The sequence below is a fragment of the Rubripirellula amarantea genome (assembly GCF_007859865.1).
In the GTDB taxonomy this organism is placed as follows: Bacteria; Planctomycetota; Planctomycetia; order Pirellulales; family Pirellulaceae; genus Rubripirellula; species Rubripirellula amarantea.
Window position 1 is genome coordinate 2,224,474 of sequence record NZ_SJPI01000001.1, and the last position, 16,200, is coordinate 2,240,673.

The window sequence follows — 16,200 nt, forward strand, 5'->3', positions numbered from 1 at the left end:
AGGTTGTAGCGTCTGAGGGGACCGTAGGGAAAAAATGCATTGCTTTTGTGCTGGGACGCTCTCTCTCTGATTCAAGACGCTCGGGCTGCCGCCCACGGTTGTCAGGTGTCTCCCAGGCCCGGTTTTTCCCCAGGCAAGCCGATATTCGCAAACAAGCCGATTTCCCAGGCAAGCCGATTCGCGAGGCACAGGATTTCGATACACCGGCACTCCAAGGGCTCGGGAATCAAAAGCTCTGTGTTTTGTCCCGAGGCCATCGAAGTCCAAAGACCATCGAAGTGCCCACGCCCGGGGGCTGGCAATTATTGACGTTGCCAGCGAGTTCGTCAGTTCGACTTTGAATGGGCGTACACCCCGCGGAGCAGCCGACGGGCCAGCTTGCAGGACAAGAGGCGTTTGCACGAGGAGGCCGATCGCAGCAGGCACCAGGCGGATTTCTGTCCAGCCATCCCAGCCGCCATCTGTCCAGCCGCCATCTATCCAGCCGCCATCTATCCAGCCGCCATCTATCCAGCCGCCATCTATCCAGCCAGTGGGGGCTCGTGTCGCAAAGGCGACTTCAGACGAGGCTGACTTACTGCGGGTTGGCTCGGGCCCGTTGCGACATGTTCTGCGTTTCGGTCCTTCTGTTATCCCGCCTCGTTCTGCTTGGTTTTTCGGAGTCGCCAGGCGAATAACGCTCAAAGGACTCCTGATTGAGGCGAGTTCCTTTGGAAACAACGATTGGCGGAGACGTCGAATGGCGGAGACATTGATTCGCGGAGACATTGACGATGTTTGGCAGAGGCCTGACAATTGGGCCTTGGTGCTAAAGTGATGCGATCGCTAGCCATGAATGCCGCAGATGATTTTCTGTTGTTGCTTTCGTTTTCCCCTGTTCCTTCTCAAAACAACCTTTTTCATGAACCCACTTCAACAGCAAGATCCGGAAATTTGGGACGCGATCCAAGCCGAAGCCGTTCGCCAGCAGGACGGGCTTGAAATGATCGCCAGCGAAAACTACACCAGCCTGCCCATTATGCAGGCTGTTGGCAGCGTGCTGACCAACAAGTACGCCGAAGGCTATCCGGGGAAACGGTACTACGGTGGTTGCGAGCATGTCGATGTGGTCGAAACGCTCGCGATCGAACGAGCGAAGAAGCTGTTCGGTGCCGAAGCCGCCAACGTGCAACCGCACGCCGGATCCCAGGCCAACACGGCTGTCTACTTGAGCTGCCTCGAAGTGGGCGACAGCGTCCTGGGGCTCGACTTGGCTCAAGGTGGTCACCTAACCCACGGCATGAAGCTGAACATTAGCGGAAGGCTTTACAATTTCCACAGCTACGGTGTTGACCCCAAGAATCATCGCTTGGACTTCGATCAGATTGTCTCTCTGGCTCGCGAACACAAGCCTAAATTGATCGTCGCTGGTGCCAGTGCCTATCCTCGCGAAATTCCTCACGATCGTTTTGCCGAAATCGCTGAAGAAGTCGGCGCGAAGTTGATGGTCGACATGGCTCACTACGCTGGATTGGTGGCCGCGGGAATTCATAATAGTCCTGTTCCCTATGCTGACTACGTCACCACGACCACTCACAAGACTTTGCGAGGGCCTCGCAGCGGATTGATCTTGTGCAAGGAAGAGCACTTGAAGCTTGTCAATCGAAACGTTTTTCCTGGAACCCAGGGTGGGCCACTGATGCACGTGGTTGCGGGTAAGGCAATCTGTTTTGCCGAAGCGATGACGGCTGAGTACAAGGTCTACGGACAATCGGTGGTCGATAACGCCAAGACGCTTGCCGAAACGTTGATGGCGGGCGGTCTGCGTTTGGTCAGCGGCGGTACTGACAATCACCTCATGCTTGTTGATGTCACGGCCGTTGGGCTTGGTGGTAAGAAGGCCGAGGAGGTTCTCGACGCTTGCGGTATCACCGTCAACATGAACATGATCCCGTTTGACGAGCGACGTCCTGCTGATCCGTCGGGGATCCGAATCGGGACTCCTGCTTTGACAACTCGCGGAATGGGAACCGAAGAGATGAAGCGAGTGGGCAATTGGATCGTCAAGGCGTTGAGTTCGCCTGATGATGGGGCGCTTCACGAAACCATCCGCGAAGAGATTCGTGTGATGTGTGATGCTTTCCCAGTGCCTGCCGGACGAGTCGCTACGGCTCAGCCGGTGGCCTAACTACAATGGGTTTTTGATTTTAACCGGCTAATTTCACATGGCGTGGTGCCAATCACCACGCCAATGTTGCCGTCACTGTCCCGCCGTCCAATTGAACCAACACGATGCACCGTATTCTGATCGCTGACGACAATGAAGCCAACCGAGAACTTCTCGAGGCTTACTTATCGAATGTTGACTGCGAAACTGAAATTTCTGTCGACGGAGTCGATACGCTCGAAAAGGTTGCCAAGTTCAAGCCCGACTTGGTGCTGCTGGACGTGATGATGCCAAAGTTAAGTGGCTTTGAAGTCTGCAAGCAGCTTAAGGACGATCCCGCGACTAAACGCGTGATGGTGTTGATGGTGACAGCCCTTAGTGAGCTCGGCGACATCGAACGAGCTGTTCAGGCTGGCACCGATGACTTCCTTAGCAAGCCGGTCAACAAGATCGAGTTGCTCAAACGCGTCGACAACATGCTTAAGCTAAAAGGGACCGAAGATGAGCTGGAGCGATTGCGTCGTTACATCGAAGAGATGGAAAAGCCGAACTAGGGTTCGCGTTCTCTCGATTGCAATTTGCAGTCTGCTTTAGGCTTCGCTTTGCGACGTCAGGTTGGTGGATTCTGAATCATCGCTATCGTTCGATGTTTTCTTAGCAGCCTCTTCACTAACGTCGAGCACCGTTTTGACCACGTCGACGAGTTGGTCCAAGCGGAATGGTTTGAAAAGAACGCATTTGGGATGCAAGCCGTTTTGGCGAGCCTTCACGATCGAATGTCCTGGATCGTAGCCAAACCCGGTCATCAAGATCATCGGAACATGATCCATCAATTCGCCCAAACGCAGCATCAATTGATAGCCGCTGAAGTCGGGCAGGCGAATGTCGGCGATGATGGCGTCGTAGTTCACCACGCCTGAACTGCCGCGAACCATCAATACGGCCTCTTCACCTCTGTGCGCGGTTTCTACGATGCATCCGTATCGTTCAAGCAAGCGGTGGGCGTCTTCACGCACTTGATCATCGGCATCCACCACTAGAATGCGTTTGCCACGAAGGGCCTTGTGCTGAGCGGGTTGAACGCCGGCGGGAACGGCTTCAAGCGGAGTCATCTTTTGCCCGACCTGCTGAATCGTTTGCTTGATGTCGCGAGCATTTCGCAAGATGCTTTGCAGCCTAGCAACGACTTCAGGTGAATGGCCGATGTAGCCTTCCATCACGTTGACGGCATCGTTAAGGATAGCGTCGATCGGCATTGCAACCGCGCTGTGAATTGCATCGCAACTTTGTTGTGCCGTGTTTGCTTTTTGAGCAACCAATAGTTCAAGCGTGTTCAGCGCAAAGGCAACGTCACGCGCAAAGATTTCAAGAAACTGAAGGTCACTATCGCCAAACGCGTTCGGGTCAGGGCTTTCGACGTTGATTGTTCCGAGCACTTGATCATGCAGGATCAACGGTGCTGTGATTGAACTGCGGGAACTGATCATGCCGGGAATGAACAACGGATCATTTTCGACGTCATGGCAAACATAGCTGCGGCCGCTAGCCGCAACGTAACCCGTTACCCCGTTGCCTTGCGGGTGAGCGTAGAGTTGTCGATCGGCGGCGTCTTGATCAATCCCAACACTAAGCAGCGGGACTAGGTTGCCGGTGGCATGCTCAAGCAAGCGGATTTCAATGACTTCGAAATTAAGCAAATCGCTTAGGTAATGACGGATGTTCTCTTTCAGCAGGTCGATCCGTTCGTCGACCTCCATCATGAAGATCTCATTGGGCCGCAAGTCAGCGAGTTCACGTCCGGCTTGATGGATGGCGGCGAGTTTTTGCTGCTGCAAAATTTCTTCGGTGATGTCGTTGATTGTGACAATCAACCGAAGCTCTTGTCCGGGTTGAATCAGCGGTGCAGCATGAACTTGGAAGTAACGGTTGTCGGCCGTGTGCAGCGTGCTGTTGCTTTCCTCGCTGGTTGCAAGAGCGGTATGGAATGGGCAGAAGTCCGGTCCCATGATTTCCGGGTTCGAGAGCACCTCGTAAAAGTTCATGCCCGCGAGCGGTTCTTCGCGGTTGGCCCAGGTTTCGAGTCGGCGGTTGGCCCACAGCACACGTATATCGGCGTCTAGCAGAGCGACACCTTCGGGCATGTCTCGCAACATGAACCCACTTTGGACAATCCCTCGCAGCTCGCTTAATTGAGGGAACTGGTCCCTTGCGATCCAAACCCCGTCTATCGAGGGTTCATTGAGTTGGTGAACAACGGCGATCGAAGTATCGACCACAATCACATTGTCTAGCTCGACGTCGGCCGGGAGTGTCCCCGGGTCCCCAACGCAAATGAGTTTGCGTGGTTGGCTCGTTGCCTGCGTTGCGTTTGGAGATTTACTCACCAACCCATTGCTCCGTCCGCTTTCAGTCGGAACTTCAACATTGCTGCATCGGTGCGAGGGAACAGTTGGGTTCCAGTCGGCGGATGAGCGTTGAAGGAGGAATGCAAAATTTTGACGAAAAATGTTTTCGAGTTATTCGACTTCGGCATGATAGGCCCACTGAATCCATTTGTCATAGGCGCAAAAGCCAGATTGGTGGGGAAGGCGTCACATTTACCGCTAACAACACTGTGAAGGACACCGTGGGCTGAGTGAAAAGTAGAGTTGCCTTTGACGACCAGCTTTCTACTATTTCGCTCGCCTGTTTTAGGGTTGAGGTCACGCACCCCGGATGGTGTCGTCGTTTCTATTGCTTGCACGAAATGTCTATTGCTTACACGAAATGCAAAGGCGTGATGCGAGTGGTATGACCAAGTGGCATGACCGAGTGGACCCACGAATTCTTGGGGGGCCAATTCGACCAACATTGGGTGTCGTGTTGAGCGTTCGGTAAACCGACGTGTCTTGCAAGTTCCTAATCAAAAACAGCGGAAAATGGCGTGTTAATTTGCCCTTTTTCCCTAGCTTTCGGAATGGCAGTAGTTGACTTAGGCGGGTCAAACCCTAAAACTGACCGGCTGTTGGGCATCCCGCCCATTTTACGCAGCCGTTAAAGACTTCCTCGTATTTCTTCTGTGGCCTCACAGGCTGTGAGTTGTTTTCGGAGGGTTCCTTAGATGAGAGCACAAGTGTTAAAGACAGTATTCGGATTATGCGTGGCGTTAATATTCGCCGCCAACGTTGAAGCAGGATGTGGATCATGTGGAGGCTGCGACAGTGGCTCGGCATGCATTAGTGGTGGCGGAGTCGCCATGGGCAGTGGTAGCGGCGGCGTTGCTTGCGGCGACAGCGGCGCAAGCCTTGGAAACGGTGGTGGGGCATGTGGCTCAACCGTTTCTTATCAAACTCAGACCGTTATGCGGTCGCAAATGGTGACTGAGACCCGTATGGTCCCAACCACTACTTACCAGCAACAAACTCAAACTCGCATGAAGAATGTGACGAAGCAAGTTGCTCGCGTAGAAACCAAGGAACAAACTTACACCGTTAACGTTCCCCAAACGCAAACGCGTACGGAATCTTACACGGTCCAAGTGGCTGTTCCTTACACCGAGGAAGAAGAGTACACGGTCTCAGTTCCTGTCACGACGGAAGTCGAACAGAGCTATCAAGTAAGCGTTCCTTACACCGAAACAGTCGAGCAACAGTACACCGTTCAAGTTCCAAAGACCGAGCAACGTACCGAAACTTACACCGTTACGGTTCCTTACACCGAAGCCGAAACTTACACCGTTACGGTTCCTTACACCGAGCAAGTTGAACAATCCTACCAAGTGCAGGTTCCTGTTCAGAAGACTCGTGAAGAAACCTACCAAGTAAGCGTTCCTTACACCGAAAACGTTGAGCAAACCTATCAGGTTCAAGTTCCCGTTCAACAAGTTCGCACGGAAACTTACCAAGTAAGCGTTCCTTACACCGAAGAAGTTGAGCAAACCTACACCGTTCAGGTTCCAGTGACTTCAACTCGTACCGAATCGTATCAAGTAAGCGTTCCTTACACCGAAACGATCACCCAAAACTACACGGTTCAGGTTCCTTACACCGAAACCCTTCAGCAAACTTACATGGTCAACGTCCCTTACACCGAAACGGTTGAACAACCTTACTCGGTGACGGTTCCTTACACCGAGCAAGTTGCACAAAGCTACACCGTCAACGTACCGTACACTGAGCAAGTTGCTCAGAACTACACCGTTCGCGTTCCTGTTCAGCAAACCAAGACTGCTTACCGCACCGTCAGCACCTGCGTTCCTGTAACGTCGATGAAGACTGTCACCAAGCAAGTTGGTAGCTACGAGTGCCAAGCCGTTGTTAGCGGTGGCGGTGCTGGTGCGTCTGCTTCTTATGGTAGCGGAGCATGCGGTGGCGGTTCGTCCGCTGGTGGATGTGGTTGCTGCTGCTGTTGCCCAACCACGACCTGCGGAAGCGGTTGTGGAGATGGTTGTGGCGGATCGGGTGCTGCAGGTGCAGGTTCGGGCTGTGGCCCAACGGTAAGCTACAAGCAAGTTTACGTTCCTCAAACTGTCACTGAACAAGTCCCAACGACGACTTACCAGCGTCAGACCAGCAAAGTGCCTTACACGTACAACGTGACCAGCTACACGACGCAAACTCAAACGCGAATGGTTCCTGTAACCCGTACTCGCACCGAGACTCGTCAACGTATGGTCAACGTAACCAAGTACCGCACCGAGCAACGTACGCGAAGCGTTCAAGTTCGAAAGTGCCGTCAAGAAGCTCGTACTCGTGACTACACCGTCACCAAGTACCGCAGCGAAACGAAGACTCGTGAAGTACCCGTCACTCGTACTCGCACCGAAACTCGCACCCGCGAAGTTCCTGTGACCACGATGACGACCGAAACGAAGACTCGTATGGTCACCGTCACCAAGAGTCGTATGGAAGATCGCACCCGCGAAATTCCTTACACCACGATGACGACCGAAACTCGTACTCGTAGCGTTCCTGTGACCAAGACCCGTATGGAAACTCGTACTCGTACCGTTCCTTACACCGAGATGTCGACCGAAACTCGTACTCGTATGGTTTCGCAACAACGTACTCGTCAAGAAGAACGTACTCGTAACGTTACTAAGTACCGCACCGAATCGCGTGAGCGTACCGTTCCTTACACCACCATGGTGTCGGAAACTCGTACTCGCAGCGTTCCTGTGACCAAGACTCGCCTTGAAACTCGTACTCGTATGGTTCCACAAACCACGATGACGACCGAAACGCGTACCCGTACGGTCAACAAGACTCGTATGGAATCACAAGAGCGAACTCGCGACGTGTCTTACACCGTCAACGTTCCTGAAACTCGTACCCGTAGCTACAACGTCACTGTTTATGACACCGTCACCGAACAAGTGCCTGAGACCTACACCGTATGTGTTCCAGTAACCACGATGAAGGCTGTTCAAGTTCAAACTTGCCAACAAGTTCCTACCACCGTGACCGTTCCTGTCTACTCGGCACCAGCCGCTAGCAGCGAAGTGATCATGGATGGTGGTAGCTACAACAGCGGCATGATGAGCGAAGGCGTCATCATGGACGGCGGAGCAAGCTACAACAGTGGCGCAAGCTACGAGTCGGCTCCTGTTGTTGAATCAGCTCCTATGGCTACCGGTGCTGGTTGCACCACCTGCCAGTAAGCTGCAGCAATCAAATCTTGCTGTCGTCAAGGCAGCAACGAAATAACGAAAGCCCCGAGGATTTTGGTCCTCGGGGCTTTTTTTGTGCGCATCCCTAGCCCATCATCAATAGTGCAGTGACCCGCACTGCAACCCGTTCGTAATTCGCACTTTCACTTGCCACCCTTATCGCTCGTCTTCCAATGCAGCATGTTGATGTCAAAGTTCACGGTGCTATCGCCACCATCAAGTTGGACCGTACTCAAACCCGAAACGCGCTTAGCCAAGCCGCCATCGAAGATCTGAAGACAGCCTTTGGCGATGTCCATCAAGAAAAACGTGCGAAGGCGGTTGTGTTGACCGCTGCGGGTAGCGAGTTTTGCTCGGGGCTCGATATGAAAGTGATGAACGATATCGCGTCTCTACCGAACCACGAGTCGATGCCCGAGTGGTTCGAGTTGTGGACTGGCTTCGCCGAATTGATCGAGCAGATACTTCGTTTCCCCAAACCCGTCATCGCAGGCGTCGACGGATCTGCACTTGGTGCGGGCCTCGCGCTCGCATTGGCAGCCGATGTGATCGTTCCCTCCAAGACCGCTAGATTCGAGGCTACGGCGGTCAATCGAGGTTTGGTGGGAGGAATCACAACCGCGCTGTTGGCTTTTCGATTCGGGGCGGCTGTCGCAGCCCGCATGAGTCTCTCTGGCGAAGCGATTGATGCTGATGAAGCCTATCGGTTGGGGATGGTTGAGAAACCAGTCGATTCAACGCAGATTTGGGTGGCCGCGTCGAGTTTGGCGACTCGTTGTTCGCAGGGGCCTCGCGAAGCTATTCAGGCAACCAAACGAGTCCTGAACGAAGGAGTAGGAGAACTCATGCTGACGCATCTTGCAGCAGGTGCAGCAGACAGTGCGACAGCCTGCACTACCGAATCTGCGCTCGAAGGAATCCGTGCCTTTTGTCAGAAACGCGAGCCCGAATGGCCCTAGTGTCCAGTCAGGATTCAACTTCCTCGTCTACTTTTACTTGCTTGCTTTTATAGGACGGTTTTCATCACCATGGTTCAATTTACGACTTCATCGACACGTAATCGAGTTGTCGCTCGGGGTGTGATGGCTTTCTTCGCTGGAATGTGTTGCTTTGGCGGCGAGCTTCTAGCTCAAACGCAGTGGAAGGATGTTCCGCTCGTTCGCACGATCGACACGGTTAGTCCTTGGACCGGAATGGTGTTATGGAGCGAAAGCGATCATGCCCAATCCGATTCGATTGCCTTGGAGTTTAGCTACATCCGCTACGACAGCATCGTCAAAGCCTCGGGGCAGTACGATTGGTCATCCATCGATCAATTACTGGATGAAGTAGCAAGTCGAAAGCATCAAGCAGTGCTACGGTTCCACTATGTCTACCCAGGCAAAGACTCGTCCGTTCCCCCCCATGTCAAGGCAAGCTCTGGTTACAAGAAGATCGTCGCCAAGAGTGAAGGCAAGAAGACAGAGTTTGTGGATTGGAGTCACCCCAGCATCGAAGCCTTCACGCTAGATTTCTACACGAAGTTTGCTGCTCGCTACGACACAGACCCTCGCATCGCGTACTTGCAGACTGGATTTGGGCTTTGGGCCGAGTACCACATTTATAGTGGTCCGCGCAAGGTTGGAGAAACTTTCCCTTCATTGGCGTTTCAGCGAACGTTTGTAAAGCATCTTGATGAGCAGTTCGATCAGCTCCGGTGGATGATCTCGGTAGACGCTGCGGATGGTGATTATTCACCGTTTGAATCGGAGCCGAATCTTAAAAACCTCGCTTTCGGCGTATTTGACGATTCGTTTCTTTGGAAGCAGCATGCCAAGCAGAACGGTGTGAATTGGCAATTCTTTGGTAGTGAACGCTGGAAGCAAAATCCGGCTGGCGGAGAACTGAGTTACTACACCGGTCGAGACCAGAAGCAGGCCCTTGCAGAAACCGGGCCCCACGGGATTCCCTTCGAGAAAATGGCGGCTGACTACCACATTTCTTTCATGATCGGAAACGACCAACCTAACTATCAAAGTATGGACCGTATTCGAAAGGCATCTCAAGCTATCGGATATCGATTTCGAATTACCGAGTATCAAACCAACGATGCGAGCGTGCGGGTAGTTGTGAAGAATGAAGGCGTTGCCCCCGCTTACTACGATGCCTTCGTGGCGATCGACTCTCATCGCAGTGAAACAAGTCTTCGCGGACTATTGCCCGGTGAGACTCGCGAGTGCTTAATCGCTAATGTAAGTCCAGGCGAGGTTACCATCGAATCGGATCGGCTTGTTTCGGGGGAAATCATTCCGTTCATCGCCGAGTTGCCATAACACTTACGACTCGATGTTATGTCTCGCTGATTCGTGCGAGTCGATCACCATGTCTTGGATTGGGTTTTCTTGCTCGACCACGCTTCACCGCAAGTTCGAGATGAAGCGTTGCCTACGTTGGGCCTGATGGAGCTAGGCGTATTAGCCATCTCAAGTTCCAACGACAAGTCTGGTACCGAGCTAGCGAAATCGCCCATCGCACGCTGCGCTTGATTCAAGAATGTCAGACGAGATTCGGTCCTTTCTTGTCTAGCAAACGCACTAGCTAAACAGGGCATAGGGTAGTCAAGGCATAGGGTCGTCAGGACGCTAGGTGATTAGGGCACTATGGAATCATGCGGAAAGAGCAAGCCGCGAATTAGTTCGACATCGATTTGGGACGACACCATCTCCACCGATCCGTCGAAGCGGCTAAATATCGCTCCGGCGGGATGGGGCGAACCCCAATTGTTTACGAAACTAATGCCCGGTGCATCGGGTTCGATGATGACGCCTCCACGGACTGTTCCATGACTGCCGCCTGAAAAGATAGGTTCGTCGTGATGCCATGTTGTGGCTGCATGCACAACCGGATCGAATGCTTTTTCACCTAGCGCGATTGTTTGACTTAGCCCATCCAAGATGGCTGAATCTCGCAATGCATCTGGCTTCTGCAGCATGACATATCGGTTGCCCGCGTAGTCGGTCTGCGCCCATGCCCGTCCGGCGGTGGTGTAGTCACCAAACTCGTCAGTCGTCACTACCGTGGGGTCGGTTCGACTTCGGCTGGGGCAACGGAACAGCGGACCTGCCGACTCGACTTCCATCGTCTCATAAGAGCTTGGTTGTTCGATCGACGGTAGGATCGCATACGCCCAGCTTCCTGTTTGATCATGAGGCTTCGCACCAGGCAATCCAACGCCCCACCAGAATTGTTCGTTGCTGTTATTGTCGTACGTACCGATAGTGACCATGGACCCATCGCTAGCACGAATTTTGCTGTCTTCCGAAGGGCCACCGTTCGTGGGAAACGACCTCAGTTTGTTGAGGTGTAGTTGGAGGCCAAGAGTCAACTGCCGAACATTGTTGAGGCACTGAGTCCGACGTGCAGCTTCACGAGAGTTCTGCAATGCACTGCTCATCAGCGACAAGAGCAAACCGACGATCGCAATGCAAATCAACAACTCAATCACTGTAAATCCGCAGCGAGATTGCCTTGACTGTTCTTCGCGTATTTGAATGCCTTGCATCGTTGTATTCCTTTCGCCGCCTATCTAGCGAGTTTGAATGGATCAGTTTTCGTAGACAAAGTGACTTACACCAATTTCGTATGTTGGCTCGCGGTGGATGTACTGGATTCCCTTTGCCCCTACGAGGTCATGCTTGCTCATCACGGTCCATCGCTGGGCGTCCTGGCTGATGGTCACGTGATCGGGCAAGCCCATTGATTCGGGCGTCTGAGAATTGAACCCATTGATTGACACAATGTTGACGGGGCGGATTTCGGGGTGCTGTTCAAGCCATTGCCTTACTAAATAGCAGTCCTGCCCCCAGTCGGTTGCGTCATTAAAGAGATGCTTATAGCCATCGCGCGAACCGCCTGATGGAAGATTGAAGAACCCCAGCCAATGCGGTGTGGCCCCGATGCAGGCGACCACTGTCAAGCCAGCACCCGTCCAAGTCAACTTGGCATACCACGACGTCCAATCGACGATCCGAAGCGCAGACGCAGTAAGGAAAAAAGCGAATGGGTAGAATGGGAAAATGTAGCGATGTTGTTGGGCAAACCCGCTTTTGTAGGCGGTGATCTGTAGCATCGCAAATGCAATCACACCTACCAACGCCACGTCAATCTTTGCGATCACGGCGAGCTTGCGGTTGCTTTGCATGTAAATACAAACAGCGCTCGCAGTCATTGCGAGCCACGTTCCCGTCGGCAACTTGACAAGCATTGCGTAGAGATAGAACCACCACCACCCGGTGCCCGATAGCGTGCCAGCGGCGTAGCCTCCTAAGCCCGTTTCAAAGTCATACTGTTGGCGATCCATCCCCACGACAAATTCTTGAGGTACGGGCATTGGTAAGTTAGCAAACCAACGTTCTCGATATCGTGGTGGAGTTTGCTCCCAAGTTGTGCCGATGGGTTGGTCGGTTAAAAAACAAACTTCGCCAATTGGTTTGCCGACGCCCTCGAAACGATATGGCACCGCAATCGTCCCCAGCGAAACCGCGACCGCTAACAGTGATTGCAGAATGACTGTAGATCGCCCATGCCGATTACCTACGACCACATAGATCGCGAATACCAAGAAGAACGGCCACAACAATAGAGCGGTGAATTTGCATAGCGTAGCGAAGCCGAGCGAGAAGCCACCTGCAATCGAGCGAGCCCACGTTGGTGTGCGGCACCAGGCTGCAAACAGAAAGCAAGCAATCAACATGCTGGCCGCGACAGGGACATCGTTAGTGATCAGTGATCCATGAGCGATAATTTCGGGTTGGAACGCCCATAACGTCGCGGCCAACAGGCCACCGGGTTTACCAAAACAAATGGACCCCCAATAAAACAACGTCAGGGTACCCATCACCGCAAACGAGCCAACCAGCAAGCGTCCGAGAAACAGGTGTCGTTGAAATTCTTCCGGATATCGAGCGAACAACTGATGGCCATCGTCAAACTCAAAACGGCCGCGAGCAACGTGATCTGCTGATGTCCGCTCTTGTTCCCCCACGCCGGTTCGGCGCTCCGAATCAATAATTGGCACATCATTCCAAAGGAGATAAGCAGGCAGAGTTCCGATGGCACGTATCAATGGCGGATTGACATTGAAGGTTTCGATGTCGCGGTGCTTCCAGTACTGCAAGCCCGCATAGAAATGACCAAACTCATCTCGCACCGGAGAACTTCGATAAGCGGATACGACTAGAAAGGTAATTTGAACGACACAGACGGCGATCAACAGCAACTTTAACCAATCGCAGTTTCTGGTCCGCTGCTCAGTATGACGAGACTGTTCACTCATCTCGTAGATCCACGATGATGAATACGTCGATGGTCGAAAAACTATTTGAGTGTCCTACCTCTAACCGCACTTGTTGGTGGTGGAAACCACGTCGCTTTGTTTGCTGGTTGCCGCGAACGATCAAACGAAATGTATTGGTGTCCTCGAAGTCGGATTCGTCCAAGCTGACAAGCAATGGAGCGTCAGTCGGCAACGGTTCAAGCTTGATTCCCGTAAGCAGTATTTGATGCTCATTGCGAATGTGATAGGGAATTACAAGCTCCTCTTGCGAATTTACCGGAACGACACCGGCAAACGTTTTCTGAGGAATGATCACGAGCGGCCTTTTGCCCTCGAAACGTATCGTCGTTTCGCACAAAATCTGATCGTTGGCGATCGCTTGCACGCGATAACTGTTCGGGCCGCCAAAAACGTCTGTGAATCGCAGTTCGATCTTGCGACTCGAATCCGGTTCTAACTCGATCGGACCTTCATCAGTCTCGATGCAGTTACAACTACCAGCGACACGGTCAACTCGTATGGTGGATTTACCCGGATTGTGAAGCTCAACCACCCGGGTTTCGTTCTCGCCGGATTGAATCGATCCAAAATTGTATTCCTGTTCAGAAAACTCCGGCGTTTGGATTGGTTTGGATTGTTCGCATCCAACACCAAGAGCTATCAGACAAGTAAGGAAACTGAAACGTACTTTATCCAAACTTAGACTAGCCAATTTATTGCTCCGATCGTGTTCGTTTTGCAATGGCAACAAAAACCAGAGCCAAGAGCCCGGCCAAAGTTGTCCAACCGGATTGAACAAGATGCGAACAAAATGACGTAGCAATTTGCAATGTGGATGGTTCTAGCGATTCGGTTGCGATGACCATGATCGGAATTTCCGTAGTGCCTTCAATTTCAAACGTGAACAATTCGTTGGTTTGCGAGTCTAGCAAAACAGCGTTGCCATTCGCTTCGATCGTACGAAGGACGACGAAGTGCCCTAAAGATTCCCTTTTGAGGTCTGTTGACGTTGGCGCCATCCATGCAATCGCTGATGCACCGCGGTTTAGCAAGTGATTGACATGTGGGGCGTTATGTTGCTCGAGAAGCATCGCACGGGTGTTAAGACCAAGCGACTTGATCGCTTGTTCGATATCACCAAGGGTTACAAACGGTGATTGCATAAGCTGCGTAGTTGCCTCGTTTCGGGACCACGTAGCTCCTATCTCATCCGCACAGAACCTCGCACTGTCGTAGCCACAAAAACCGGCGGTCGCCACCTTCGGGGCAGCGTTCACGGTGCTGGTATCCCCAACCGTTTGCTGCTGGGCGAACGCTTGATCCGAAAGAAGGCTGCAAGCAGTAAGCAACGCTGCCTTCATTGACAACATCAATGGTGCGTTGCCAGCGTTCCTGTGTGAACTACGCATCGACTGTTTCCTGTCGCCACGACCGCAGCAGCAACAACCCGATGATGGCGATGGCCAGCCCCACGTTGATCCAAACGAAGGGCACTTTTTTCGCTTTGACGTTCGATCGTAGGTTCTCAGCAGAACGTGCTCGAATGCTCTTTAGTTGATCCGAAGTAAAGGGGATTTCTTCGATCTTCGTTTGTTCCTCGTGCCATACAACTGTGCCGGTTGGCCACGGCGGGAACCAATCATAAGAAGCCAGTTCGGCTTCGTCCAACTCAGTGACCTCGAGAAGTTGGAACTCCTGAGTCTGAGAGTAGGTCACACGTTTTCCCTTTTGGGGATAGCGATAGTTGCCGTAGAGGACGAGTTCTGAAACCGACATCCCCTGAACCACCTTGCTATGCGGCGTGACGTTGTGATCCCAACTTTCAAGCGTCAGGTACTCTGGCCAAGAACTGACCACGTATTGCAGATTCGCCCCTTCCGGAAGTTCTGACTTAAACTCCAACGCATCGCGGTCGGCAGTGTGCTTAACCTTCATGATCGTGAAATCATCTTTGACGGATTCCAAAGGCTCGTGGTCGACGATTCCATCAAATTTGTATACCGCCGGTGTGAGCGCGTTTAAGAATGGGTCATCCAAAACGACGGCTATGTTGATACCTGCGAGAACGCTGGCGGAGGAATTGGGGTTCCAGTTGGTGAAGTCGACCAATAGATCTCGCCAAAACACTCTCGATTCTTTGCCATCGAAACCCGAGAAGTAAGTCATCAAGGGATCTTCGTCCGTGTGCGGTTCGCCACGGTTCTGTTGAAAATGAACCATGCAAATGGGCACCGAGCTTCTGCCCTGGCTCCGACGTCCAATGACAAGCTCACGAGTACCTTCGTAAAGAATATCTCCCTTGCTTAGATAGATGCCTCCCGGTTCAGCTTCTGGGTGTTCGGTGATTTTGATTTCATATCGATACTTCTTTCCGAAGAAGTAGTCGCGGTTCCAAGCGACTCGGCGAATTTCATCAGCATTGGGGATATCGTCCGCCATGCCTGTTGCCGACCATGTCACGACAAACAGGCAAGCTAAATGGATACCCGTAAATGTGCTGATGCTAAGAATCGTGAAACGAAACACAAAACACCACGTCTTGACCGAGGCTTAGAAGTAACAACTTTGAGACTGACAAGGGATAGAGCGCACCCCAAATAGCGAGACTCAATTACAGGTCAGGAAATTGCCGCATGTTCCAGCACCGGTCTGGTTCCATGAACGACCTCCGCCAGGATTAGGCGAGCACGTTAGTTTCATACCTGGGCACTTGTCTCCATTCACTGCGGGCGGATAGCAATAATCATAAAGAAACGGGTAGCAGCGTTTCTGTTGCATTTGGGAGGTGCACTTATCAATTGTAGAGTTGCCATTACAGGGAATTCCCGGCCCGGCGCCTTGATAGGTTACCGTGCATACTGAAAGGTCGTCGTCGTAGCAACGTTCTTCCGCTCCATACCCACCAAGTCTGCTCATCAGACTTGTGTCATATCCCCAATCAAGTAGCGTGTAATTGGACGACGTTAGCACAGCCATTCCAAGGCAAGCCAACACGCCAAACGTCGAAACCCATCGAAAAATTTTCATAGCAAAGACCGTTGATACAATTGAAACGGCATTGTCGACACGTACGCCGTGCCGCATGGCTAAATG

At 52.5% G+C, this 16,200-nt stretch carries 12 protein-coding genes; 6 read left to right on the forward strand and 6 right to left on the reverse strand.

Going from position 1 to position 16,200, the window contains the following annotated elements; genetic code table 11:
• The first annotated feature begins 901 nt into the window (after nucleotides 1-901).
• Entirely contained in the window at nucleotides 902-2,167 is a 1,266-nt protein-coding gene (locus Pla22_RS08090; RefSeq protein ID WP_146514162.1) for a serine hydroxymethyltransferase, read from the forward strand.
• A gap of 104 nt (nucleotides 2,168-2,271) precedes the next feature.
• Nucleotides 2,272-2,700 carry a response regulator gene (locus Pla22_RS08095; RefSeq protein WP_146514163.1) on the forward strand — a complete coding sequence of 143 codons (429 nt, stop codon included), beginning with the start codon at nucleotides 2,272-2,274 and terminating at the stop codon, nucleotides 2,698-2,700.
• 36 nt (nucleotides 2,701-2,736) lie between these two features.
• Here Pla22_RS08095 and Pla22_RS08100 read toward each other — a convergent pair whose 3' ends face one another.
• The gene (locus tag Pla22_RS08100; RefSeq protein ID WP_242631872.1) at nucleotides 2,737-4,530 is read right to left on the reverse strand and encodes a hybrid sensor histidine kinase/response regulator; all 1,794 of its coding nucleotides are present in this window, start codon (nucleotides 4,528-4,530) and stop codon (nucleotides 2,737-2,739) included.
• Between the two features lie 728 nt (nucleotides 4,531-5,258).
• Between Pla22_RS08100 and Pla22_RS08105 the strand changes: the two genes are divergently transcribed.
• From Pla22_RS08105 to Pla22_RS25180, 4 genes are all read left to right on the forward strand, one after another.
• Nucleotides 5,259-7,784 (forward strand): hypothetical protein, encoded by a 2,526-nt coding sequence (locus Pla22_RS08105; protein WP_242631873.1) that lies wholly within the window; start codon nucleotides 5,259-5,261, stop codon nucleotides 7,782-7,784.
• Between the two features lie 182 nt (nucleotides 7,785-7,966).
• Nucleotides 7,967-8,752: an enoyl-CoA hydratase/isomerase family protein gene (locus Pla22_RS08110; protein WP_146514165.1), complete on the forward strand. Its 786-nt coding sequence runs from the start codon at nucleotides 7,967-7,969 to the stop codon at nucleotides 8,750-8,752.
• A gap of 69 nt (nucleotides 8,753-8,821) precedes the next feature.
• Nucleotides 8,822-10,105: a DUF4832 domain-containing protein gene (locus Pla22_RS08115; RefSeq protein ID WP_146514166.1), complete on the forward strand. Its 1,284-nt coding sequence runs from the start codon at nucleotides 8,822-8,824 to the stop codon at nucleotides 10,103-10,105.
• 33 nt (nucleotides 10,106-10,138) lie between these two features.
• Nucleotides 10,139-10,318 carry a hypothetical protein gene (locus Pla22_RS25180; protein WP_165440560.1) on the forward strand — a complete coding sequence of 60 codons (180 nt, stop codon included), beginning with the start codon at nucleotides 10,139-10,141 and terminating at the stop codon, nucleotides 10,316-10,318.
• Between the two features lie 104 nt (nucleotides 10,319-10,422).
• On the opposite strand, the gene Pla22_RS08120 is transcribed toward Pla22_RS25180, so the two are convergent.
• Genes Pla22_RS08120 through Pla22_RS08135 form a run of 5 tightly spaced genes read right to left on the reverse strand, consistent with a single transcriptional unit; the run spans nucleotide 10,423 to nucleotide 15,633 of the window.
• Nucleotides 10,423-11,334: a DUF1559 family PulG-like putative transporter gene (locus tag Pla22_RS08120; RefSeq protein ID WP_146514167.1), complete on the reverse strand. Its 912-nt coding sequence runs from the start codon at nucleotides 11,332-11,334 to the stop codon at nucleotides 10,423-10,425.
• A gap of 42 nt (nucleotides 11,335-11,376) precedes the next feature.
• Nucleotides 11,377-13,107: an ArnT family glycosyltransferase gene (locus Pla22_RS08125; RefSeq protein ID WP_146514168.1), complete on the reverse strand. Its 1,731-nt coding sequence runs from the start codon at nucleotides 13,105-13,107 to the stop codon at nucleotides 11,377-11,379.
• On the reverse strand, nucleotides 13,100-13,930 hold the full coding sequence (locus Pla22_RS08130; RefSeq protein ID WP_146514169.1) for a DUF1573 domain-containing protein: 831 nt from the start codon (nucleotides 13,928-13,930) through the stop codon (nucleotides 13,100-13,102). Before Pla22_RS08130 ends, Pla22_RS08125 begins: the two co-directional genes overlap by 8 nt.
• Nucleotides 13,821-14,516: a hypothetical protein gene (locus Pla22_RS25185; RefSeq protein WP_165440562.1), complete on the reverse strand. Its 696-nt coding sequence runs from the start codon at nucleotides 14,514-14,516 to the stop codon at nucleotides 13,821-13,823. Before Pla22_RS25185 ends, Pla22_RS08130 begins: the two co-directional genes overlap by 110 nt.
• Nucleotides 14,509-15,633, reverse strand: coding sequence for a hypothetical protein (locus tag Pla22_RS08135; RefSeq protein ID WP_146514170.1), 1,125 nt, complete (start codon nucleotides 15,631-15,633; stop codon nucleotides 14,509-14,511). Before Pla22_RS08135 ends, Pla22_RS25185 begins: the two co-directional genes overlap by 8 nt.
• Nucleotides 15,634-16,200 lie beyond the last annotated feature (567 nt).